The 18,033-nt window shown below is 48.0% G+C and carries 17 protein-coding genes; 11 read left to right on the top strand and 6 right to left on the bottom strand.

The window, feature by feature from the left end; all coding sequences use genetic code 11:
* Positions 1 to 117 precede the first annotated feature (117 nt).
* From U6B65_02480 to U6B65_02490, 3 genes are read right to left on the bottom strand one after another with little or no spacing between them, the layout of a single operon-like run.
* Positions 118 to 552, bottom strand: coding sequence for a C-GCAxxG-C-C family protein (locus U6B65_02480; protein ID WRS28010.1), 435 nt, complete (start codon positions 550 to 552; stop codon positions 118 to 120).
* Between the two features lie 33 nt (positions 553 to 585).
* A complete protein-coding gene (locus U6B65_02485) occupies positions 586 to 1,818 on the bottom strand; it encodes an AI-2E family transporter (protein ID WRS28011.1) in 1,233 nt (410 codons plus the stop codon).
* Between the two features lie 49 nt (positions 1,819 to 1,867).
* Positions 1,868 to 3,784: an ABC-F family ATP-binding cassette domain-containing protein gene (locus U6B65_02490; protein WRS28012.1), complete on the bottom strand. Its 1,917-nt coding sequence runs from the start codon at positions 3,782 to 3,784 to the stop codon at positions 1,868 to 1,870.
* Positions 3,785 to 4,050: 266 nt separating this feature from the next.
* Between U6B65_02490 and U6B65_02495 the strand changes: the two genes are divergently transcribed.
* Positions 4,051 to 4,239, top strand: coding sequence for a hypothetical protein (locus tag U6B65_02495; GenBank protein ID WRS28013.1), 189 nt, complete (start codon positions 4,051 to 4,053; stop codon positions 4,237 to 4,239).
* A gap of 367 nt (positions 4,240 to 4,606) precedes the next feature.
* Positions 4,607 to 6,451, top strand: coding sequence for a diguanylate cyclase (locus U6B65_02500; GenBank protein ID WRS28014.1), 1,845 nt, complete (start codon positions 4,607 to 4,609; stop codon positions 6,449 to 6,451).
* 85 nt (positions 6,452 to 6,536) lie between these two features.
* Here the strand turns inward: U6B65_02500 and U6B65_02505 are convergent, their stop codons facing one another.
* Positions 6,537 to 7,955 carry a glycine--tRNA ligase gene (locus U6B65_02505; protein ID WRS28015.1) on the bottom strand — a complete coding sequence of 473 codons (1,419 nt, stop codon included), beginning with the start codon at positions 7,953 to 7,955 and terminating at the stop codon, positions 6,537 to 6,539.
* Between the two features lie 200 nt (positions 7,956 to 8,155).
* Complete coding sequence (gene prfB, locus U6B65_02510) at positions 8,156 to 9,268, bottom strand: peptide chain release factor 2 (GenBank protein ID WRS28016.1); 1,113 nt, start codon at positions 9,266 to 9,268, stop codon at positions 8,156 to 8,158.
* 411 nt (positions 9,269 to 9,679) lie between these two features.
* On the opposite strand from prfB, the gene U6B65_02515 reads away from it, so the two are divergent.
* The 5 genes from U6B65_02515 to rpsR all read left to right on the top strand — a co-directional run bounded on the left by U6B65_02515 (position 9,680) and on the right by rpsR (position 13,065).
* Entirely contained in the window at positions 9,680 to 10,723 is a 1,044-nt protein-coding gene (locus U6B65_02515) for an RING finger protein (GenBank protein ID WRS28017.1), read from the top strand.
* 160 nt (positions 10,724 to 10,883) lie between these two features.
* Entirely contained in the window at positions 10,884 to 11,753 is an 870-nt protein-coding gene (locus U6B65_02520; GenBank protein WRS28018.1) for a UTP--glucose-1-phosphate uridylyltransferase, read from the top strand.
* Between the two features lie 194 nt (positions 11,754 to 11,947).
* A complete protein-coding gene (gene rpsF, locus U6B65_02525; protein ID WRS28901.1) occupies positions 11,948 to 12,292 on the top strand; it encodes a 30S ribosomal protein S6 in 345 nt (114 codons plus the stop codon).
* A 3-nt stretch (positions 12,293 to 12,295) separates the two neighbouring features.
* Positions 12,296 to 12,763 carry a single-stranded DNA-binding protein gene (locus U6B65_02530; protein ID WRS28019.1) on the top strand — a complete coding sequence of 156 codons (468 nt, stop codon included), beginning with the start codon at positions 12,296 to 12,298 and terminating at the stop codon, positions 12,761 to 12,763.
* 35 nt (positions 12,764 to 12,798) lie between these two features.
* Positions 12,799 to 13,065 (top strand): 30S ribosomal protein S18, encoded by a 267-nt coding sequence (rpsR, locus tag U6B65_02535; protein WRS28020.1) that lies wholly within the window; start codon positions 12,799 to 12,801, stop codon positions 13,063 to 13,065.
* A 228-nt stretch (positions 13,066 to 13,293) separates the two neighbouring features.
* Here the strand turns inward: rpsR and U6B65_02540 are convergent, their stop codons facing one another.
* A complete protein-coding gene (locus tag U6B65_02540; protein ID WRS28021.1) occupies positions 13,294 to 14,271 on the bottom strand; it encodes an RluA family pseudouridine synthase in 978 nt (325 codons plus the stop codon).
* Positions 14,272 to 14,471: 200 nt separating this feature from the next.
* On the opposite strand from U6B65_02540, the gene radC reads away from it, so the two are divergent.
* The 4 genes from radC to U6B65_02560 all read left to right on the top strand — a co-directional run bounded on the left by radC (position 14,472) and on the right by U6B65_02560 (position 17,971).
* A complete protein-coding gene (gene radC / locus U6B65_02545) occupies positions 14,472 to 15,170 on the top strand; it encodes a DNA repair protein RadC (protein WRS28022.1) in 699 nt (232 codons plus the stop codon).
* Positions 15,171 to 15,278: 108 nt separating this feature from the next.
* A complete protein-coding gene (gene fabV / locus U6B65_02550; GenBank protein WRS28023.1) occupies positions 15,279 to 16,463 on the top strand; it encodes an enoyl-ACP reductase FabV in 1,185 nt (394 codons plus the stop codon).
* Positions 16,464 to 16,466: 3 nt separating this feature from the next.
* A complete protein-coding gene (locus U6B65_02555) occupies positions 16,467 to 16,922 on the top strand; it encodes a GNAT family N-acetyltransferase (GenBank protein ID WRS28024.1) in 456 nt (151 codons plus the stop codon).
* Positions 16,923 to 17,074: 152 nt separating this feature from the next.
* Complete coding sequence (locus U6B65_02560) at positions 17,075 to 17,971, top strand: diaminopimelate dehydrogenase (GenBank protein WRS28025.1); 897 nt, start codon at positions 17,075 to 17,077, stop codon at positions 17,969 to 17,971.
* Positions 17,972 to 18,033: the final 62 nt, after the last annotated feature.

The following is an 18,033-nucleotide window of genomic DNA, read 5'->3' on the forward strand; positions in this document are numbered from 1 at the left end:
TGTTTCCAGAAAGTGTCCTGAGCCCTCAAAAACGAAAGGCAACAACCATGAAAAACATCATGACCATTGCCTTTAAAAGCATCCTTACGCTTTACTACCCGGATCACCCTTTTATTTTTAGTAATCCATTTGCTCCAGCAGTTCCACAGCGCCGCTAACCAGATCGGTGCAAACCTCTTTCAGCTCCGCCTGCTGCTCGGCGGGGAGAAGATCACGCTGAACAGGCTCACATCCCAAAAGTTCCCGACAGGTCACAGAGTGATTGCGCTCTTTAAAGCGATCAATAAAGTTCTTGGTCTGTGCGCCGCAAATCGCCTTGGCTTCGGCATCAGAAGGGGTAGAAGGGCCATGCTTGAGGCCAATGACCATGATCGCACCGCTGACTGCTCCGCACAGCTCACCGGTGCGGCATCCGCCCCCAAAGCCTCCGGCCAAGCGCAAAGCCAGGTCTTTGCTCATACCGTATTTTTCACTAAAAACGGTTACCACTGCTTGTGCACAGTTCATTCCATTGTGAAAATTGTTTTGAGCAGTGTCTTTTAGTGTATCCATAAAAGCGCTCCCTTTCTAAGATTGAATTCTTTATTATTTAATCAAAGGGTTTTTGGCGGAATCATAGTCCCGGGTTTTGATGGATTCGCCTTTTCTCCGCAACAGAAAATTGACCAGCCGCCGGATCAGCGAATAGAGAATTGCAAAAAGCGGCACTCCCAAAAACATGCCGGCTATGCCTAAGATACCGCTGAACAGGGTGATGGCAAAGATAATCCATAAAGGTGAAAGGCCGGTGGAATCACCCAGAATTTTAGGTGCTATAATGTTGCCGTCAATCTGCTGGAGAACCAAAATCATAATCACGAACCAAAGGGCGGCTGTGGGATTTTGAGCAAATACAATCAGAAAGCCGGGGATAACACCGATGAAAGGCCCAAAATAGGGAATTATATTGGTAATGCCCACAATGGTGCTGATCAGCAAAGCAGAAGGGATTTGTAGAATGCTTGAAAATATGAAGCACAAAATGCCCACAATAAGAGAATCGGTTACACTGCCTACAATGTATCCATTAAAAATATGGTGGCAATCCAATGCAATTTCATAGAGAAGGTTGCTTATCTTCTGAGGGAAAATGGCCCGGATAATTTTTTTAAGCTGTGCAAACAGCTTTTCCCGATCCATCAAGAAATAAATGGAAACAATGACACCCAGCACACCATTGAGAATACCGGCAGTCAAGCGGGTGGTTGCGGCAAAAATAGCGCTGACCCCATAGGTCAGATATTGGACAATGCTTTCAACCAAGCCTTCTGTCAGCTCTGCAAGCCGCTCGCTTAAAGTTTGAAGCAGAACCTGTGTGTTCCCGTCGGCACTAATCAGCTGCAATCCGGAAACCCACTCATTGAAACGGGTATAAAGCTTTTCTACAGAGTGAATGTAATAGGAGACATTGCTTCCAATCTGTGTAACCACTCGCAGCTCCGGCAATACAAGGCCGATAAACACGCTCAGAACAACAAAGGTGGTCAGATAGGTCAGCCCCAGAGCAATTCCCCGCCGGGTAACCGGTTTGGGCTGTTTTTTCCATTTTTTGAATATCCTGCACAGGAGCTTATCATCAAACCAGCGCAGCAGGGGATTAAGCAGAAACGCAATCACAAATCCATAGAAAATCGGCGCCAGCAGCTGTAAAGTGCCCTGTACCCATCCTGAAAGAAAAGAAATATTTTGCAGAAATTGAGATAAAACCAGCAAAGCTCCCAATACAAGGAAAGTATAAACGGCGATGGAAGCGTACTTCTCGTTGCGCGGAAATTTCATTGTGCTCCTCACTTTGTTGAATATTGTGTTTTGCATGGGAAATGGTGTATTACGAAATCTGGTCGCAGAGAATCGTCCATCGATTCATGCACTCTCCCAGTTCCAAACGCTTGGCTTCCAGAGAATCACAGTGCTGCTGCAACAAAAGGTAATCCCCCGATATCCGCGGAGAGGCAATTAGCTCTTCCAGCTCCGAGATTTCGCTCTCCAAAAGCTCAATGGTATCCTCTAAATCTCGCAGCTCTTTTTTGCGTGCGACCTCTATACTGCGCTGTTTTTTACTGCGATATTGGGGTGTTGCCTCTGGAGCAGAAGCGGCAGGCATCTCTGGCGCCACCGGCATTGGGGTAGCAGCCTCCTTCTGGCGCAGATAGGCATCGTAATTGCCCTTATAAACCCGGATGTGGTCTCTGTGCATTTCCACAATCTTGGTAGGGAACTTATTGAGCAGGTAACGGTCATGTGAAACGGCTAAAACCGTGCCCTCAAACTGCTGCAGGGCTTTATCCAGCGATTCCTTTACATTTAAATCCAGATGGTTGGTGGGTTCATCCAAAAGAAGCACATTACCCTTTTTCATCAGCATAATGGCAAATTTCAGGCGTGCCTTTTCACCGCCTGAAAGATCGCCCACCTTTTTAAAGACATTTTCTCCGGTCAGCTGAACATGTCCTAAAATGGTGCGGATGGTATGCTCATATTCCCGGGGAAACACATCCCATAAAGCATTCAAAACAGGCTTGGAAGGTTCTAAATCCAGCTCGCCCTGTTCAAAGTAGGAAATAACCGTATTCTGTCCCCAAAAAATCTGGCCGCTTTCGGGGATATGAAGCTTTTGCAGTGCCCGGAGCAAAGTGGTCTTTCCGATACCATTGGCGCCGATAAGAGCAACCTTCTCGCCCCGCAATATATCCAGATCAATGTGACTGCACAAAACCTGCTTGCCTTCGGTTGTATCCACAGCCAAGGATAAATCCTTTACGTGCAGCACATCCTTGACAGGGTCTTTGTCGTACCCAAATTCCAAGCGAGCCGGTTTGGAAGGAGCGTGAGGCCGCTCGATGCGTTCCATCTTATCCAGAATCTTCTGCCGGGATTGGGCACGGCCGGTTGTGCTGGCCCGAGCCAGATTGCGGGCCACAAAATCCTCCAGCTTCTGGATATCCTGCTGCTGCTGCCAATACTGTTTTTCCTGAAGCTCCAATCGCTGGGCACGTTGCTCCACATAGCGGCTGTAATTGCCTTTATAGGTATACAGTGTCCCTTGATCCAGCTCCCAGACACTGCCGCAAAGGCGATCCAGAAAATAACGGTCATGGGAAACCACCAGAAGCGCTTTTTTCCATCCGGAAAGATAATCCTCCAGCCAAAGAAGCGTTTTGAAATCCAGATGGTTGGTGGGTTCATCCAAAATAAGCAGCTCAGGCTGCTCCAGCAAAAGCTTGCACAGGGCAAGGCGAGTCTTTTCGCCACCGCTCAAAACGGCAACAGGTGTTTGCCGGTCGGTCTGGCCAAAGCCCATTCCGTTGAGCACAGTATCAATGCGTACTTCCATGGTGTAGCCATCCTGCTGCTCAAACTGGGTCAGCAAAGAAGCATAGCGCCCGGCCAAAGGCTCATAAGCAGGGGATTGGGGCGGCAGAGCGGCCATTTCCTGTTGAAGAGCGGCCAGTTCCTTTTGCATTTTCACTAAAGTGGCCAGTGCCATATGCATTTCCTGGGCAATGGTATTTTGGCTGTTCAATCCGCTGTTTTGCCGTAAAAACCCAAAGTGGCTGGCTGAGCGGGAAAGGATGCCTGTGTCCGGTTCCAGTTCGCCGTATATTATATTCAGCAGGGTGGATTTGCCAGCTCCATTTACTCCAATGAGACCAATGCGGTCCTGATCTTCTATTTTAGCGGTTAGGGGGTTGAGCACTTGATGGGCGCCAAACCCCTTGGAAATATCTTCAAGCTGTAAAATCATAGCGGTGTTGTTTCATCCTTTTGGCGGGAAGATTATTTTATTCAGCCGACAAATGAGCAAGCAAATCATTTTATTTTGTTGAAAATGGGATTGCAGCTCTGTCGTGATTTCTATTTATGAATATTGTATCATAATTTTTGGCAAAAAGACAATTGATTTTTCTTTCTATAGGGGGAAATACTAGTCTTAAAGCTATTATGAGAAGAAAATCGTGCTTCTATAAATTAAGCAGTGTGATTTTCGATGAAAAGAAAGGGGAAAGAAAAATGTCCGGTAAAAAAAGTGAAAAGATTCTTCATGGCAATTCAGCCAAAATTGATCCGCAGAAAAAAATCACAGGGGCCTACACCACCAATACCATCACGGCTTATAATAAGAAGGAAAACGAAACCCCTATTATTTCGGATGAAAATGTCCGGCTTTCCAGAAAATATGTGGATGAAAACCATAAATAAAAGGATTGTAAATAACGTGAGGCAGGGTTTATAAACAAACGCCTCATAAATGATTTCAGTTTTCAGCAGTATTTAACCTATATATCTATTTATGAAAAATCAGAAGGAATCGATAAAATGCGATTTCTTCTGATTTTTTGTATTTTCTCTGCATAAACTTTGATGACCAGTACTTGAAGTCATCATTTTTTTTTGTTATAGTCATAAGGAACGAAGCGAAAATGACGATATAATTATTGTGTATGACTGCGGGGTTTGATTTTTTTAAGGTGCTGCATGAATACCCGATGCTGAAAGAAATGTATCTCCCGTTTTTTTCAAGAGTGGGGTATCCTGTTTTCAGCAATTTTGACAGGGGGAGCATAAGGTGAATATTGGCATTGCAGTAGCGGTTGGCATTGGCGGAGCTCTATTACTGGTTATACTTGGCCTGATCGGCAAAGTTCTTGTAATTGAAAAAGCACCCTTAAATAAAGATTCCCGGTTTGATTTTGATTCCGATGCCTTTGAAGAGGATCTGGAGGATTATTTGATTCCCCGCCGTAATTTAGATTTCCCGGATGATATTCCAGATGGTGTTGATCTGGATAAAATGAGCTTGGTGGATTATTACAGCGATATTTTGGGTGAAACAGAAAAAGGGGGCGCCCATCAGGAGCCCATGCCTTTGGCCCATGAGCGTGAGGAGGCGCTCGTGGAAAATGATTCGCTCACCGGTTTGCGCTGTGGTGAGGCGTTTCATCGTGAGTGTCAGGCCATTCTGGATGCCGCTAAAAAGGAAAAAACGTCTTGGGCGGTGGTTTATTTTGATTTTGACCGTTTTAAGCTGATCAATTCCCTCAAGGGTGTTAATATCGGAGACTTTGCACTACAGCACATTGTGCAGAGATTGCCGGAGGTTTTTGGAGAGCATGCTATTTTTTCCAGGATTACAGCGGATCATTTTTTTGCTTTGCTGCCCTATCACGATGTTCAGCAGTTTGAAATCATTGCCGATAACATGAAGCAGGCCTGCCGGGCTGTCATGGAAGGCATCGGCGTTAAAACCGGCCTGAATGTGAGCATGGGGATGGCGGTTACACAGAATACATCGTGGAGCTATCGGCTCCCTGTGCTTATGGAAAGAGCCAATATTGCACACTATACCATTAAAGCCAACCGTAAGGTTTCTTATATTGTTTATAGCAGCAGCATTGTGTTTTCCCATTTTTATGGAGAGAGTGCCTTAGAAAACTTTAAGGAAAACCAGTTCGATGATGAATATGTTTTGCACTGGAGGCCCAGCCGCCGTTTGGATACCCGCAGGGTCTGCGGTGTGCAGGTGCGGGCAGGTTGGCGTATTATGGAAAATACACCTCGGCAGTATACTGTTCATGATGCTATCGGTGCGTTGCCCGGATACTGTGCTAAAATGCTGTATAAAGTTTGCAAAGAGATTAACAGCTGCCGCAAGCAGGATATTTCGGTGCTGCCGGTTACTCTTCCGCTTTCTATGATTGACCTGTATAAAGAAGATATAGATGCCTTAGTGAACCAATGCCTTACTGATTTTCAGGTAAAGCCTCAGCTGCTGGAATTTTTGGTGGATTCAGAAAAACTGCCGGTGGAAATGGAGACTTCCTTTACCCAGCTGAGAAAACTGCGGGATTTAGGTGTTCGGCTGGCTTTGGGCAACGTTGACCCACGTTCCCGTGCGCTGGAAATGCTGCCTCCCTTTCCATTTGACCGTATTCAGGTTCGCCCCGGATTTTTGCGGGATCTGAAGGAAAAAGCGGGGGATGAGGGCCAGCAGAATCTATCTCTGGGCTGGTTGGTTAATTTTGCCCGTACCTTTAACACTCAAATTCTAGTGGAAGATATACAGATTGAGGAGCAAGCGAGGGTTGCCGCAGAAAAAAGCTGCAAATTTGGGCAAGGCCCCTATTTTGATCCGCCCATGTCCACCAAGCAGTATACCAGTTTTCTTCAGGAGCTGGCTAAGGAAAGAGCCAATACCAGGGGGGCAGCCCCCGAAGATTTGCAGGAGCAGTTGTTTGATCAGGCTCAAGAGGATTTTGTGGAGACATCTTCTGCTGACTATGAGCAGCTGCCCAGTGCCGATATTCTCCCTTTCAGCGGGCAGCCGCCTAAGTCGGATTGGGAAGCGGAAATGCAGGCCGCCTATGCTCAGGAGATGGAGCAGGCTGCTCAAGAACGAAAGCAAAATTCGTAAGCCGAAAAAATGGAATAATAAAAAAGGAATCCCTCGGTTAATCTCCGGGGGATTCCTTTTGTTGTACGAAAAATCAAAGCTTAGATTAATATGTGATTTTCTCCTGAATATAAGCCACCAGCTGGTCGATGGGAACACGAGTCTGCTCCATAGTATCACGGTCACGGACTGTAACACTGCCATCGGTTTCCGAATCAAAATCATAGGTGATGCAGAAGGGAGTGCCCACCTCATCCTGACGGCGATAGCGCTTTCCGATGGAGGAAGCATCATCATAATCCACCATAAAGTGAGCGGAGAGGGCTTCAAAGACCTTTCCGGCAGGCTCGGCCAGCTTTTTGGAAAGAGGAAGTACACAAGCCTTAAAGGGCGCCAGAGCGGGATGCAGGCGAAGCACCACACGGGTATCTCCCTCGCCAACGGTCTCTTCGTCATAAGCATCACACAGGAAAGCCAAGGTAACCCGGTCAGCGCCCAAAGAAGGCTCGATAACATAGGGGATATACTTTTCGCCGGATTCCTGATCAAAATATTCCATGCTCTTGGTGCTGTGCTTCATATGCTGGGTCAGGTCAAAGTCAGTGCGGTCGGCAATACCCCACAGCTCGCCCCAGCCAAAGGGGAACAGGAACTCAAAGTCGGTGGTGGCATTGGAGTAGTGAGAAAGCTCCTCGGCCTCATGATCCCGCAGGCGCAGATTGTTTTCCTGCATACCCAAGCCAAGCAGCCAGTTTTTGCAGAATTCTTTCCAGTAGGCAAACCATTCCAGATCGGTGCCGGGCTTGCAGAAAAATTCCAGCTCCATCTGCTCAAACTCACGGGTACGGAAGGTAAAGTTGCCGGGGGTAATCTCATTGCGGAAGGATTTACCCACCTGAGCTACACCAAAAGGCAGCTTTTTGCGGGTGGTGCGCTGCACATTCATAAAGTTGACGAAGATTCCCTGAGCGGTTTCAGGCCGCAGAAAAATCTCATTTTTGGCATCCTCGGTGACACCCTGAAAGGTCTTGAACATCAGATTGAACTTGCGGATATCGGTGAAATTGGTGCTGCCGCAGTTGGGGCATTTGATGCCGTTTTCTTTGATGAAATCCATCATCTGGGCATCGCTCCAGCCATTGGGAACGGTCTCGGACTGATCCTCGATCAGCTTGTCGGCCCGATGGCGGGTCTTGCAGTCTTTGCAATCCATCAGGGGATCGGAAAAACCGCCTACATGACCGGAAGCCACCCAAACCTGTGGGTTCATGAGAATGGCGCTGTCCAAGCCCACATTCAGCGGGGACTGCTGGACAAATTTCTTCCACCAAGCTCTCTTGATGTTATTTTTGAGTTCAACGCCCAAGGGGCCGTAATCCCAAGTGTTGGCCAAACCGCCATAGATTTCAGAACCGGAATAAACAAAGCCTCTGTTTTTGCACAGGGCTGTCACCTTTTCCATGGTTTTTTGGTTGTTTTCAAGGCCGCGATTCTGCTTGGGGCTGTTTTCAGTGGTATCAGTCATGAGGATTCCTCCAAAATAAATAGTGATGCCTCCGCGAGGCTATAAAATGATGCGCCTTGCAAAGCTTCAAGGCAATACATCAAAATAGTAATGGGAATTGCTGCTAAAGTCAAGAGTAAGCCGATAAAATCAGGCTTTTTGCATCTGCTTCGCACACGAAATGTGCTTTTGTCTTTGTCGGGTGGAAACCAAACAGAAGGCTACAGGTTTCCCAGACTGGATTCACGCAGATAGGCATTGATAAATCCATCCAGTTCTCCGTCCATAACGGCGCTGATATTGCCCACTTCAAATCCGGTTCGCAAATCCTTGACCAAGGTATAGGGCATGAAGACATAAGAGCGAATCTGTGAGCCCCAGCCGATTTCCTTCTGTACGCCCTTGATATCGCTGATTTTTTCCAGATGCTCCCGCTCTTTGATCTCCGCCAGCTTGGATTTAAGCATCTTCATGGCAACCTCACGGTTTTGATGCTGGCTGCGCTCATTCTGGCAGGCCGCTACAATACCAGTGGGCAGATGGGTAATACGCACCGCTGAATCGGTTTTGTTAACATGCTGACCGCCCGCACCGCCGGAGCGGTAGGTGTCAACCCGTAAATCAACGGGATCAATGGTAATGCTTACATCCTCGTCGATTTCGGGCATGACCTCCAGTGAGGCAAAGGAGGTCTGCCGTCTCCCCGAAGAATCAAAAGGGGAGATGCGCACCAAACGGTGTACGCCGCCTTCGCTTTTCAGATAGCCATAAACATTGGTGCCTTCAATCAAAATGGAAACCGACTTGATGCCAGCCTCATTGCCAGCCAAATAATCCAGCACCTTGTATTTGTAGCGATGGCGCTCCGCCCAGCGGGTGTACATGCGGTAAAGCATCTCCACCCAATCCTGTGCCTCGGTTCCGCCAGCTCCTGCATGAAAGGTTAGGATGGCGTTGTGGCTGTCGTATTCCCCTGTCAGCAGGGTGGAAAGACGCTGTATCTCCAGCTGGGAAGTCAGTTCCTCCAAGTGCTGGAGAACCTCCTCCAGCAGGCTGTCGTCCTCTTCTTCTTCCGCCATCTGGATCAGGGTGGAGGCATCCTCGTGAAGCCCTGCCAAACGCTCATAAGAGCCCAGCTTGGTTTGAAGCTGTTTTTGTTCCTTGAGCACAAGCTGGCTTTTTTCAAGATCCCCCCAAAACGCAGGATCATTGGAAGCCTCAGCCAGCTCAGCCAGCCGCTGCCGCAGCTGTTCGATCCCCAAAGCCTTGGCCAGCTCTTCCAACTGGGGCTTTAGTTCGTTGAGCCTTAGTTTTGCGTCGTCGTATATCAGCATATTTTCCTCCAAGAGTATCAGTCTGAATAGGGCCGCTTGCCCCAAAGCTCTCAAAAAGAGGCTTTATAAGGTTTGTCTGTCATTTTAAAATTGTTCACTATTTTATTTGATTATATCTCAGCAGGCTAGAATTGTAAAGAAATAGAATGCCGGATATCCATTGCTGTTTGCCCCATAAGACCTTGAAAAGCCTATGGAAAGTCTCGTGAGTATACAAACTGTTCACAATTGGGACAGAAAACGGCGTTGATTTTGCCAGATAATAGTATATAATATTTGTAGAACAACGCTCCCGCAGTTGGGAAACAAACCGGCCTTCCCAAAGTTTGGGCCCGGGTTTCCGCTGTCTGCTTTTGGTGGTCTGAGTGGACCCTGGAGTAAAATAACGTTAGGATTGGGAAAGGAAAACCTATGGCTAATTATATAGGGGTTCGGTGTCCTGTTTGTGATAAAAAATTCAGCACTCACGATGATATTGTAGTATGCCCAAAATGTGGAGCTCCCCATCACCGGGAATGCTATGCCCAAGTGGGGGACTGTGCTTTTGCCAAGGAACATATGACCGGGAAAGCATGGGTTAACCCGTTGGAGCAGCAGGCGCAGGAGCAGGCGGCCGCTCAGGCTGCGGCTCGGGCACAGCCTGTTCGCTGTGAGCGCTGCAATGCCTATAATCCCGGGGAATATCCTTTTTGTCAGGTGTGTGGGGCAAAGATGCCCAGCCGTGAGCAGCCCGAAGATTCAAGTAGTCATACACATACGCATACCCACGCACATACACAGAACCAGCCTGAGAACTGGCCTCAGCCAGGATTTGTTTTCAGTGCGCCGGAAACGAACGCGGCTTTTTCCGCTTATGGCGGGCTGAATCCGGATGAAAGCATTGCCGGAGAATCGGTTCGGGATATTGCGTTTTTTCTGGGAGCTCGTCCAGCCTATTATCTCCATCGGTTTAAACTCTTTGACCAGACCAAGCGAATGATTACGGCCAATTGGAGTGCCGCTATTCTTGGCTTTATGTATTATTTCTATCGAAAAATGTACAAAATCGGCGTGGCGCTGCTGGCGGTTACATTGGTGTGTATGATTCCCCGCTTGCTGTATGCCTATTACTATACACCCTATATGCTGAATCAGATGGGCTTGGGCCCCGCTGTAACGCTGGATCAGACACTGCTTGATTTTTATGCTCAACTCAGCAACATCACCACTTCGGTGCAGTTTGGGCTGACTATTACCTTATCCTTTTTTGCAAACCGTATTTATTATAAAAGAGTCATTGATTCTGTCAAAACCATTCGCGAAAGCACCCAGCAAATGGTGGATGAGCAGACCTATGTGGCACAGCTTTCCACCCGAGGCGGAATCAGCGTGAAGGCTGTGGGCTTTGTGATACTGGCTGTTTCTGTAATCTATTTTCTTGCCAGCTTTGGTGTTGCTGTATCTATTTTATATTAATAATATTAATGAAGGCTTAAAATTGGAAGAAAATGGTGCTTCCATAACAACGTCTTGATGGCTCTGTGGCCTGAATTTATGTAAAAGCGGATGTGGATTCTGCAGCGGCGCGCAGCCAAAATGTGTGCCGCTTACTTTTTGAAATTGAGGAGAACCAAATATGAAGGTACGTAAGGCTGTTATTCCGGCAGCGGGTCTGGGAACCCGTGTGTTGCCTGCTTCCAAAAGTATGCCCAAGGAGATGCTGCCTCTTGTGGATAAGCCGGCTATCCAGTTTGTTGTGGAAGAGGCTGTCCGGGCTGGTATTGAGGATATCCTGATTATAACCAGCCGGGGAAAAACCATTATGGAGGATCATTTTGACCGTTCCCCCGAGCTGGAAGCCCGTCTCAAAGCAGGGGGGAAGGATGCCCTTTATGAAGAAATGCTGGCCATTTCCAAGTTGGCTAATATTCAATACGTCCGCCAGAAGGAAACCCTGGGATTGGGACATGCCGTTTATCAGGCAAAGTCTTTTGTGGGCGATCAGCCCTTTGCCGTTCTCTATGGCGATGATGTCATCATTGGTGAGAACTCTGCCTGCGGAGAGCTTTGTGAGGCCTATGAAAAATATGGTCTGGGTGTTGCGGGCATCAAGCCGGTGGAACTTTCTGAAATCGGCAAATACTGCTCTTTAGAGGTTGCGCCTCTGGAAGAGCGCCGCTTTAAGGTTACCGATATGATTGAAAAGCCTGCGCCTCATGAGGTTATGTCCAACTATTCCATACTGGGCCGCTGTGTGCTTCCTCCCTCTGTGTTCGGTATTTTGGCCGATATTCCCAAGGGCGCGGGCGGTGAATACCAGCTTACCGATGCCATGAAGATTCTGGCTCGGGGCGAGGGGATGATTGGGGTGGAATACACCGGAACCCGGTACGATATGGGCAACAAGCTGGGTTATTTGCAGGCTTGTGTGGAAGTAGCGCTGAGCCACGCCGAAATCGGAGCCGATTTCAGGGAGTATCTGCGGGTTTTGGCCGCTTCATTGTAAAAGGCTTTGCATTTGCTAAAAAGTCCGCTTTTGGCAGGAACGGTAAAATTTTCTTGACTTGTCCCTGATAAACTGCTATACTATCAGGTATTGCGGTGTGACCTATTTATAAAATTGCCGCAAACATCCTTACTCTGCCCTCATCGGCAGGGTCTTATGTCCAGAAGGAGGTGTATCAACGTATGGCCAATCTTATCGCAAAGTATGAAACTGTCATGATTTTCAATGCACAAGCCGGTGAAGAAGGTGTCAAGGAGCTTTTCGAGCGCTTCAAGACTCTGATTCAGGAAAATGGCGGCACCATCGACAGCGTCGAAGAATGGGGCAAGCGCCGTTTTGCTTACCCGATCAAAGACGAGCTGGAGGGTTATTATTACCTGGTGAACTTCACCAGCAAGCCGTCTCTTCCCGCTGAGCTGGATCGTGTTTATAAAATCACGGACGGCGTGCTCCGCAGCCTGATCATTCACAAGGAAGAGCCCAAGGAGTATCACAAGAAGAAAAAAGATGTAAAGCCCGAGGCAGAAAAGGCGGTGTAGTGGATGTATAACAGAGCTATTTTGATGGGAAGGCTGACTGCCGATCCAGAACTAAAGCAAACGCCCAATGGCGTATCTGTATGCTCTTTCCGCATTGCTGTTGATCGTGGCTATACCCCAAGGGGCGACGAACGCCAAACCGATTTTTTGGATATTGTTGCTTGGAGAAGTCAAGCGGAATTTGTCAGTAAATATTTCAATAAGGGTAAGATGATTTTGGTGGAGGGTTCCATTGAAACTCGTCAATATACCGATAAGGACGGCAACAACCGCCGTGTGTTTGAAATCATTGCCGATAATGTTCGTTTTGCCGAGAGCAAAAGCGCATCTGCTCCTTCCCGCGGCGGCAATGAATCCATGTCCTTTCCCGCTCCGAATCAGGCTCCCGCTGCTAATGCAGGGGTATCTTATTCCAGCGGCAATGTGGACGATTTTGCAGAACTTGATGATGACGGCGATTTGCCGTTTTAACTTCTTAAACCCAATGAAAGCAAGGAGGGTTGTTCATGGATAGACCTGATAGATCTGACCGTTCCGAGCGTCCCGGCAGAGGCGGCCCCAGAAAGGGCAGAAAAAAAGTATGCTCCTTTTGTGTGGATCGTGTTCACGACATCGATTATAAGGATGTCCCCCGTCTGCGGCGTTATCTTTCCGAGCGGGCTAAGATTGTTCCCCGTCGGGTAACCGGAACCTGCGCACGCCATCAGCGTCAGTTGACTCTGGCTATTAAACGTGCGCGTCATTTGGCATTCCTGCCTTATGTCAGCGAATAAGCCCCAATAAGTGTATTTTTTAAGCTCCCCCCACTGTGGCTTCATGGCGGGTAGGGGGCTTTTCTATTCCCCTTAGGCAGTTTTGTGTAAGGGCAACAAATATTGTGTTTGTGAAGCAAAGTAAAGGCGCAGTTGAATGCTGCGCCTTTCTTTACAGGTATATGATGAGATTGTTTTATCTGTGCAGCAAAGGGCCGCAGGCCGCATTGATTTTCAATCTATTTGCGTTTATATGCCGGGGGTGTTTAAGTTAACCCCTCCAAATCCGCCTTGCTCCAGCATAGGCACACTTGGCAGTGAGAAGCTTTTGCCCTTTAGATAGTTGAGCGGTCCGGCATCGGTTGGAAAATCAAGAATCAGCTTATAGGCGCACAAGGCCTGAAACTGGAAGGCACTGTCACGGTTCATGCGGTTTACTCCATATTTGGTATCTCCCAGCAGTGGGTGGCCAATCGAAGCCATATGTGCCCGAATCTGATGGGTCCGCCCTGTCAGAAGCTTGATTTCCAAAAGGCTCAGATCCTTTCGCACAGCCAGCACCCGATAGCTTGTGAGAGCAGTTTTAGCACCGGGAACAGGGGCCTTGCTAATGCGCACCGTGTTGGTGGCAGAATCCTTGGTATGATATCCTTTGAGCAGAGCGCTCTTTTGGGTGGGAACACCGTGCACTATGCAGAGATACAGCTTGGTAATTTCACGATCCTTAATTTTTTGGTTCATTATCTGCAAGGCCTCAAAGGTCTTGGCCGCAATGACCAGACCACCAGTGTTGCGGTCAATCCGATTGCACAGAGCCGGGGTGAAGCTGTTCTCTAAGTCGGGAATATATTCATTTTTTTTGTATAAATAATGAAGTATCCGCATGATTAAAGTATCCCGATCATGGCCATCCCCCTCATGAACCAACAGGCCCGGTTGTTTATTGATGATCAAAAGTTGATCATCTTCATATACAACATCCAGATCACTGGGTGCACTGCGAAAATCCACCGTCTGTTCCTGAAAAAACTCATCTGAAATATAAAGGGATACCACACTTCCCACAACCAGCCGATCAGAGCCTGCGGCTCGTTTTCCGTCTATTTTAATGCGCTTGAGGCGCAGATATTTTTGCATCAGGCTGGTGGGCAAAAGCGGAACTGCCTTGTGCAGAAACTTATCCAGCCGCTGCCCGGCATCGTTGGATTGGATATGAAACTCTTTCATCAAAATCTCCTCTAACGGTATCAATTGGCTAAAGTATATCACAATTTTTCAGACAATTAAATATGGTGGTTAACATTTTGGTAAAATACAGAGGGGAGAGTTCTAGCTAAGCGATATGTTTTAGTGTATAATGAAAGAAACAACCGAGCAACGGTTTGCGTGAAAAATATGAATGACATTATGAGGATGGGTGGTAGCGCTTGTCAAAGATCCATCAGGGACATAGGGAGCGACTAAAGGAAAAATTTCGTACGAATGGGCTTGGCGGATTTGCACCTCATGAGATGCTGGAATTTTTGCTTTTTTATTCTGTACCCCGCAGAGATACCAATGAAATCGGCCATGAGCTGATCAATACTTTCAGTTCGATTTCAGGGGTATTTGATGCTCCATATAATATGCTAACCGATATACCGGGAATAGGCGATGAATCAGCCACTTTGATTAAGTTGATTCCGGAACTGTGCCGGGTCTATCTGGACGATATGTATGCAGTGAGCAACAAAAATGTAATCAATGACCATGTGGCAGCCAAAGATTATGTAAAAAGCAAATTTTTGGGCAGAACCAATGAAGAGGTTCTTTTAATTTGCTTAGGCTATAATAAAAAGGTGTTGCTTTGCACCAAGATTGCCGAAGGTTCAATGGAGAGAGTAGCAATTACACCCAGTGAGGTGGTTAAAACAGCACTTAAGGTTAACAGCGTGACAGCGATGTTGGCCCATAACCATCCGGGGGGCTTCTGTTTGCCCTCTCAGGCGGATATGTTCACGACTCGGCAGATTTTAAAGGCTCTGAAATTTGTGAATATTCAGCTGATTGATCACATTATCGTGGGCAGTGACGGTGTTTATTCCATGGAAGAAAAGGGCATGTTTCCACCGCACAATGTGGTGTAACTGCCCAAACGGCCTGGCGGTTTCGGTAAAATCCAGCGTATAGTTAATTTGCTTTCAAACTATTTCAAAGACTGTTTAAAATGAGATTGGTATAAGTGAGGTTTGTTTATGATTGTAAAACCAAAAATGCGGGGATTTATTTGCACCACTGCCCATCCGGAGGGATGTGCCGCCAATGTCCGGGAGCAGGTGGCGTATGTTCAGGGGCAGAAGCCTATTGATGGCCCCAAAAGAGTGCTGGTGGTGGGTTCCTCCACCGGATATGGTCTGGCTTCCCGTATAGCTGCTTCATTTGGCTGCGGTGCTGAATCCGTGGGCATTTATTTTGAAAAGCCCGGTTCAGGCAACAGGACTGCCTCAGCCGGCTGGTATAACAACCAAGCTTTTGAGCAGGAGGCACAGGCCGCCGGGCTGACAGCCGTTGGAATCAATGGTGATGCTTATTCCAAGGAAGTGAAGGAGCAGGCCATTCAGGCAATCCGGGAGCAGCTTTCCGGTGGTCAGGTGGATATGGTTATCTATTCCCTTGCTTCTCCCCGCCGCACTGACCCGGAAACAGGGGAGACCTACAGCTCGGTTATCAAGCCTTTGGGACAGGCCTTTTCCGGCAGAACGGTGGATTTTCACACCGGGGTGGTATCCGATGTGACCATCGAACCTGCCACACAGGAAGAGAAGGAAGGAACGGTTGCCGTTATGGGCGGCGAGGATTGGCTGCTTTGGATGCAGGCTCTCAAAGGAGCCGGTGTGCTTGCTCCCGGCTGCTGCACGGTGGCTTATTCTTATCTGGGGCCGGTCATTACCCATGCTATTTACAAGGATGGCACCATTGGCAAGGCCAAGGAAGATTTAGAGGAAAAGTGCCGTGCGATCGATCAGATGCTCGCTTCCTTTGAAGGAAAAGCGTTTGTATCAGTTAACAAGGCTCTTGTGACCCAGTCGTCCTCCGCTATTCCGGTGGTTCCCCTGTATATTTCTCTTCTGTTTAAGGTGATGAAAGAAAAGGGAACCCACGAGGATTGCATCCAGCAGATGTATCGAATGCTGGAGCGCCTGTTTGCCCAAGAGCCCGGTGATTGGGAGGCGGTTTCGGTGGACGAAGCCCATCGGATTCGTTTGGACGACTGGGAGATGGAGCCTGGGGTTCAGGATGAAGTTGCCCGCCTTTGGGGCGAGATTACCACCGAGAATCTGGCGGAACACACCGATATAGCTGGCTATCGCTCAGATTTTTACCGTCTGTTTGGCTTCGGACGGACAGAACTTGATTACGAAAAGGATACGGAGGTCTAGTAAATGTTAAACAAGTCCCTTGCCATTCGGGATATAAAGCCGAATGACCGAGAGATTTTTTTAAATCTTTGCGGGCGTTTTTATCAGCTTCCCGCTGTGAATCACCCAGTGCCGCCTGATCATTTTGCCAGAACCTTTGATGCCGCACTTGCTCAAAATCCTCTTGTACGGTTGCTGATGCTGGAATGGGAAGGTGAGACAGCGGGCTATTTCCAGATTGTCTTTTCCTACAGCAGCGAGGCAGGGGGGGAGGTTGTGTGGTTGGAGGAGCTGTATATACTGCCTGCCTTCCAATCAAAGGGCTTGGGCAGGGCTGTGTTGGCTTGGGTGGAACAGGAATATGCCGATGCCGCCCGCTTTCGCCTTGAGGTTTCTTCTGACAATGCACGGGCTGCCAAACTCTACGAAAGTTTGGGATATTCGGTGCTGCCGTATATCCAGATGATTAAAGAAAAGTAAAAAACTGCCAATTTTTTTAAAAAAATGAATGCGCATCGTAGCTGCGCGTGGTATACTATTTCCGTTGGGCTTTTTTATACTATTTTATTTGCAAGGCGGTTGCCTTGCTGTTTATATCCCTTTTGAACTTGAACTCTTTGGGAGGACTGACTATGAAAATTAAAGCAATTGTGGTGGGCTACGGAAATATAGGCAAAAGCGTGATCCAAGCGCTTGAAGCTTCCCCTGATTTTGAATTAATCGGTATTGTGCGCCGTAAAGCCTCCTCCGATATGCCGGCAGAACTGCTCCCCTTGGTGGTGGAGGATGTGAGCCAACTGGCCTCCAAGCCGGATGTGGCGATCTTGTGCACACCTACCCGCTCAGCCCCCGATATGGCGGAAAAGCTGCTGAAAATGGGCATTCATACCGTGGATAGCTACGACATTCACACCTCCATTCTGGATGTAAAAAAGCGTCTTGATTCTGTTGCCAAGGAAGGCAAAGCCGTGGCGATTGTCTCCGCAGGCTGGGACCCCGGTTCCGATTCGGTTGTTCGCACTCTCATGGAGGCTTGTGCGCCGAAGGGGCTTACCTATACCAATTTCGGCCCCGGCATGAGCATGGGCCACACTGTATGTGTTAAAGGCAAGGAAGGGGTCAAACATGCTCTTTCCATGACCATTCCTTTGGGAACAGGTATCCATCGCCGCATGGTTTATGTGGAGCTGGAAGAAGGCTATACCTTGGAGCAGGTGACTGCCGATATTAAGGCTGATCCTTATTTTTCTCATGACGAAACCCATGTGATTCAGGTATCCGATGTGGATGCCCTATTGGATATGGGCCATGGGGTAAACATGACCCGCAAAGGCGTTTCGGGCACCACACAGAATCAGCTGTTTGAATTTAACATGAAAATCAACAATCCAGCTTTGACAGCACAGGTGATGGTGGGAACTGCCCGGGCGGCTTTGCGCCAACAACCCGGTGCTTATACTATGATTGAAATTCCTGTGATTGATCTGCTGGCGGGTGACCGTGATGATTTGATCCGGCGGCTGGTGTAATGGGATAAAAGAGCCCAGCCGGGTGATTTTTCTTTTCCAAAATTTAATTGAATATGGGTATT

Source organism: Oscillospiraceae bacterium MB08-C2-2 (assembly GCA_035621215.1).
Lineage (GTDB): Bacteria > Bacillota > Clostridia > Oscillospirales > Ruminococcaceae > WRAV01.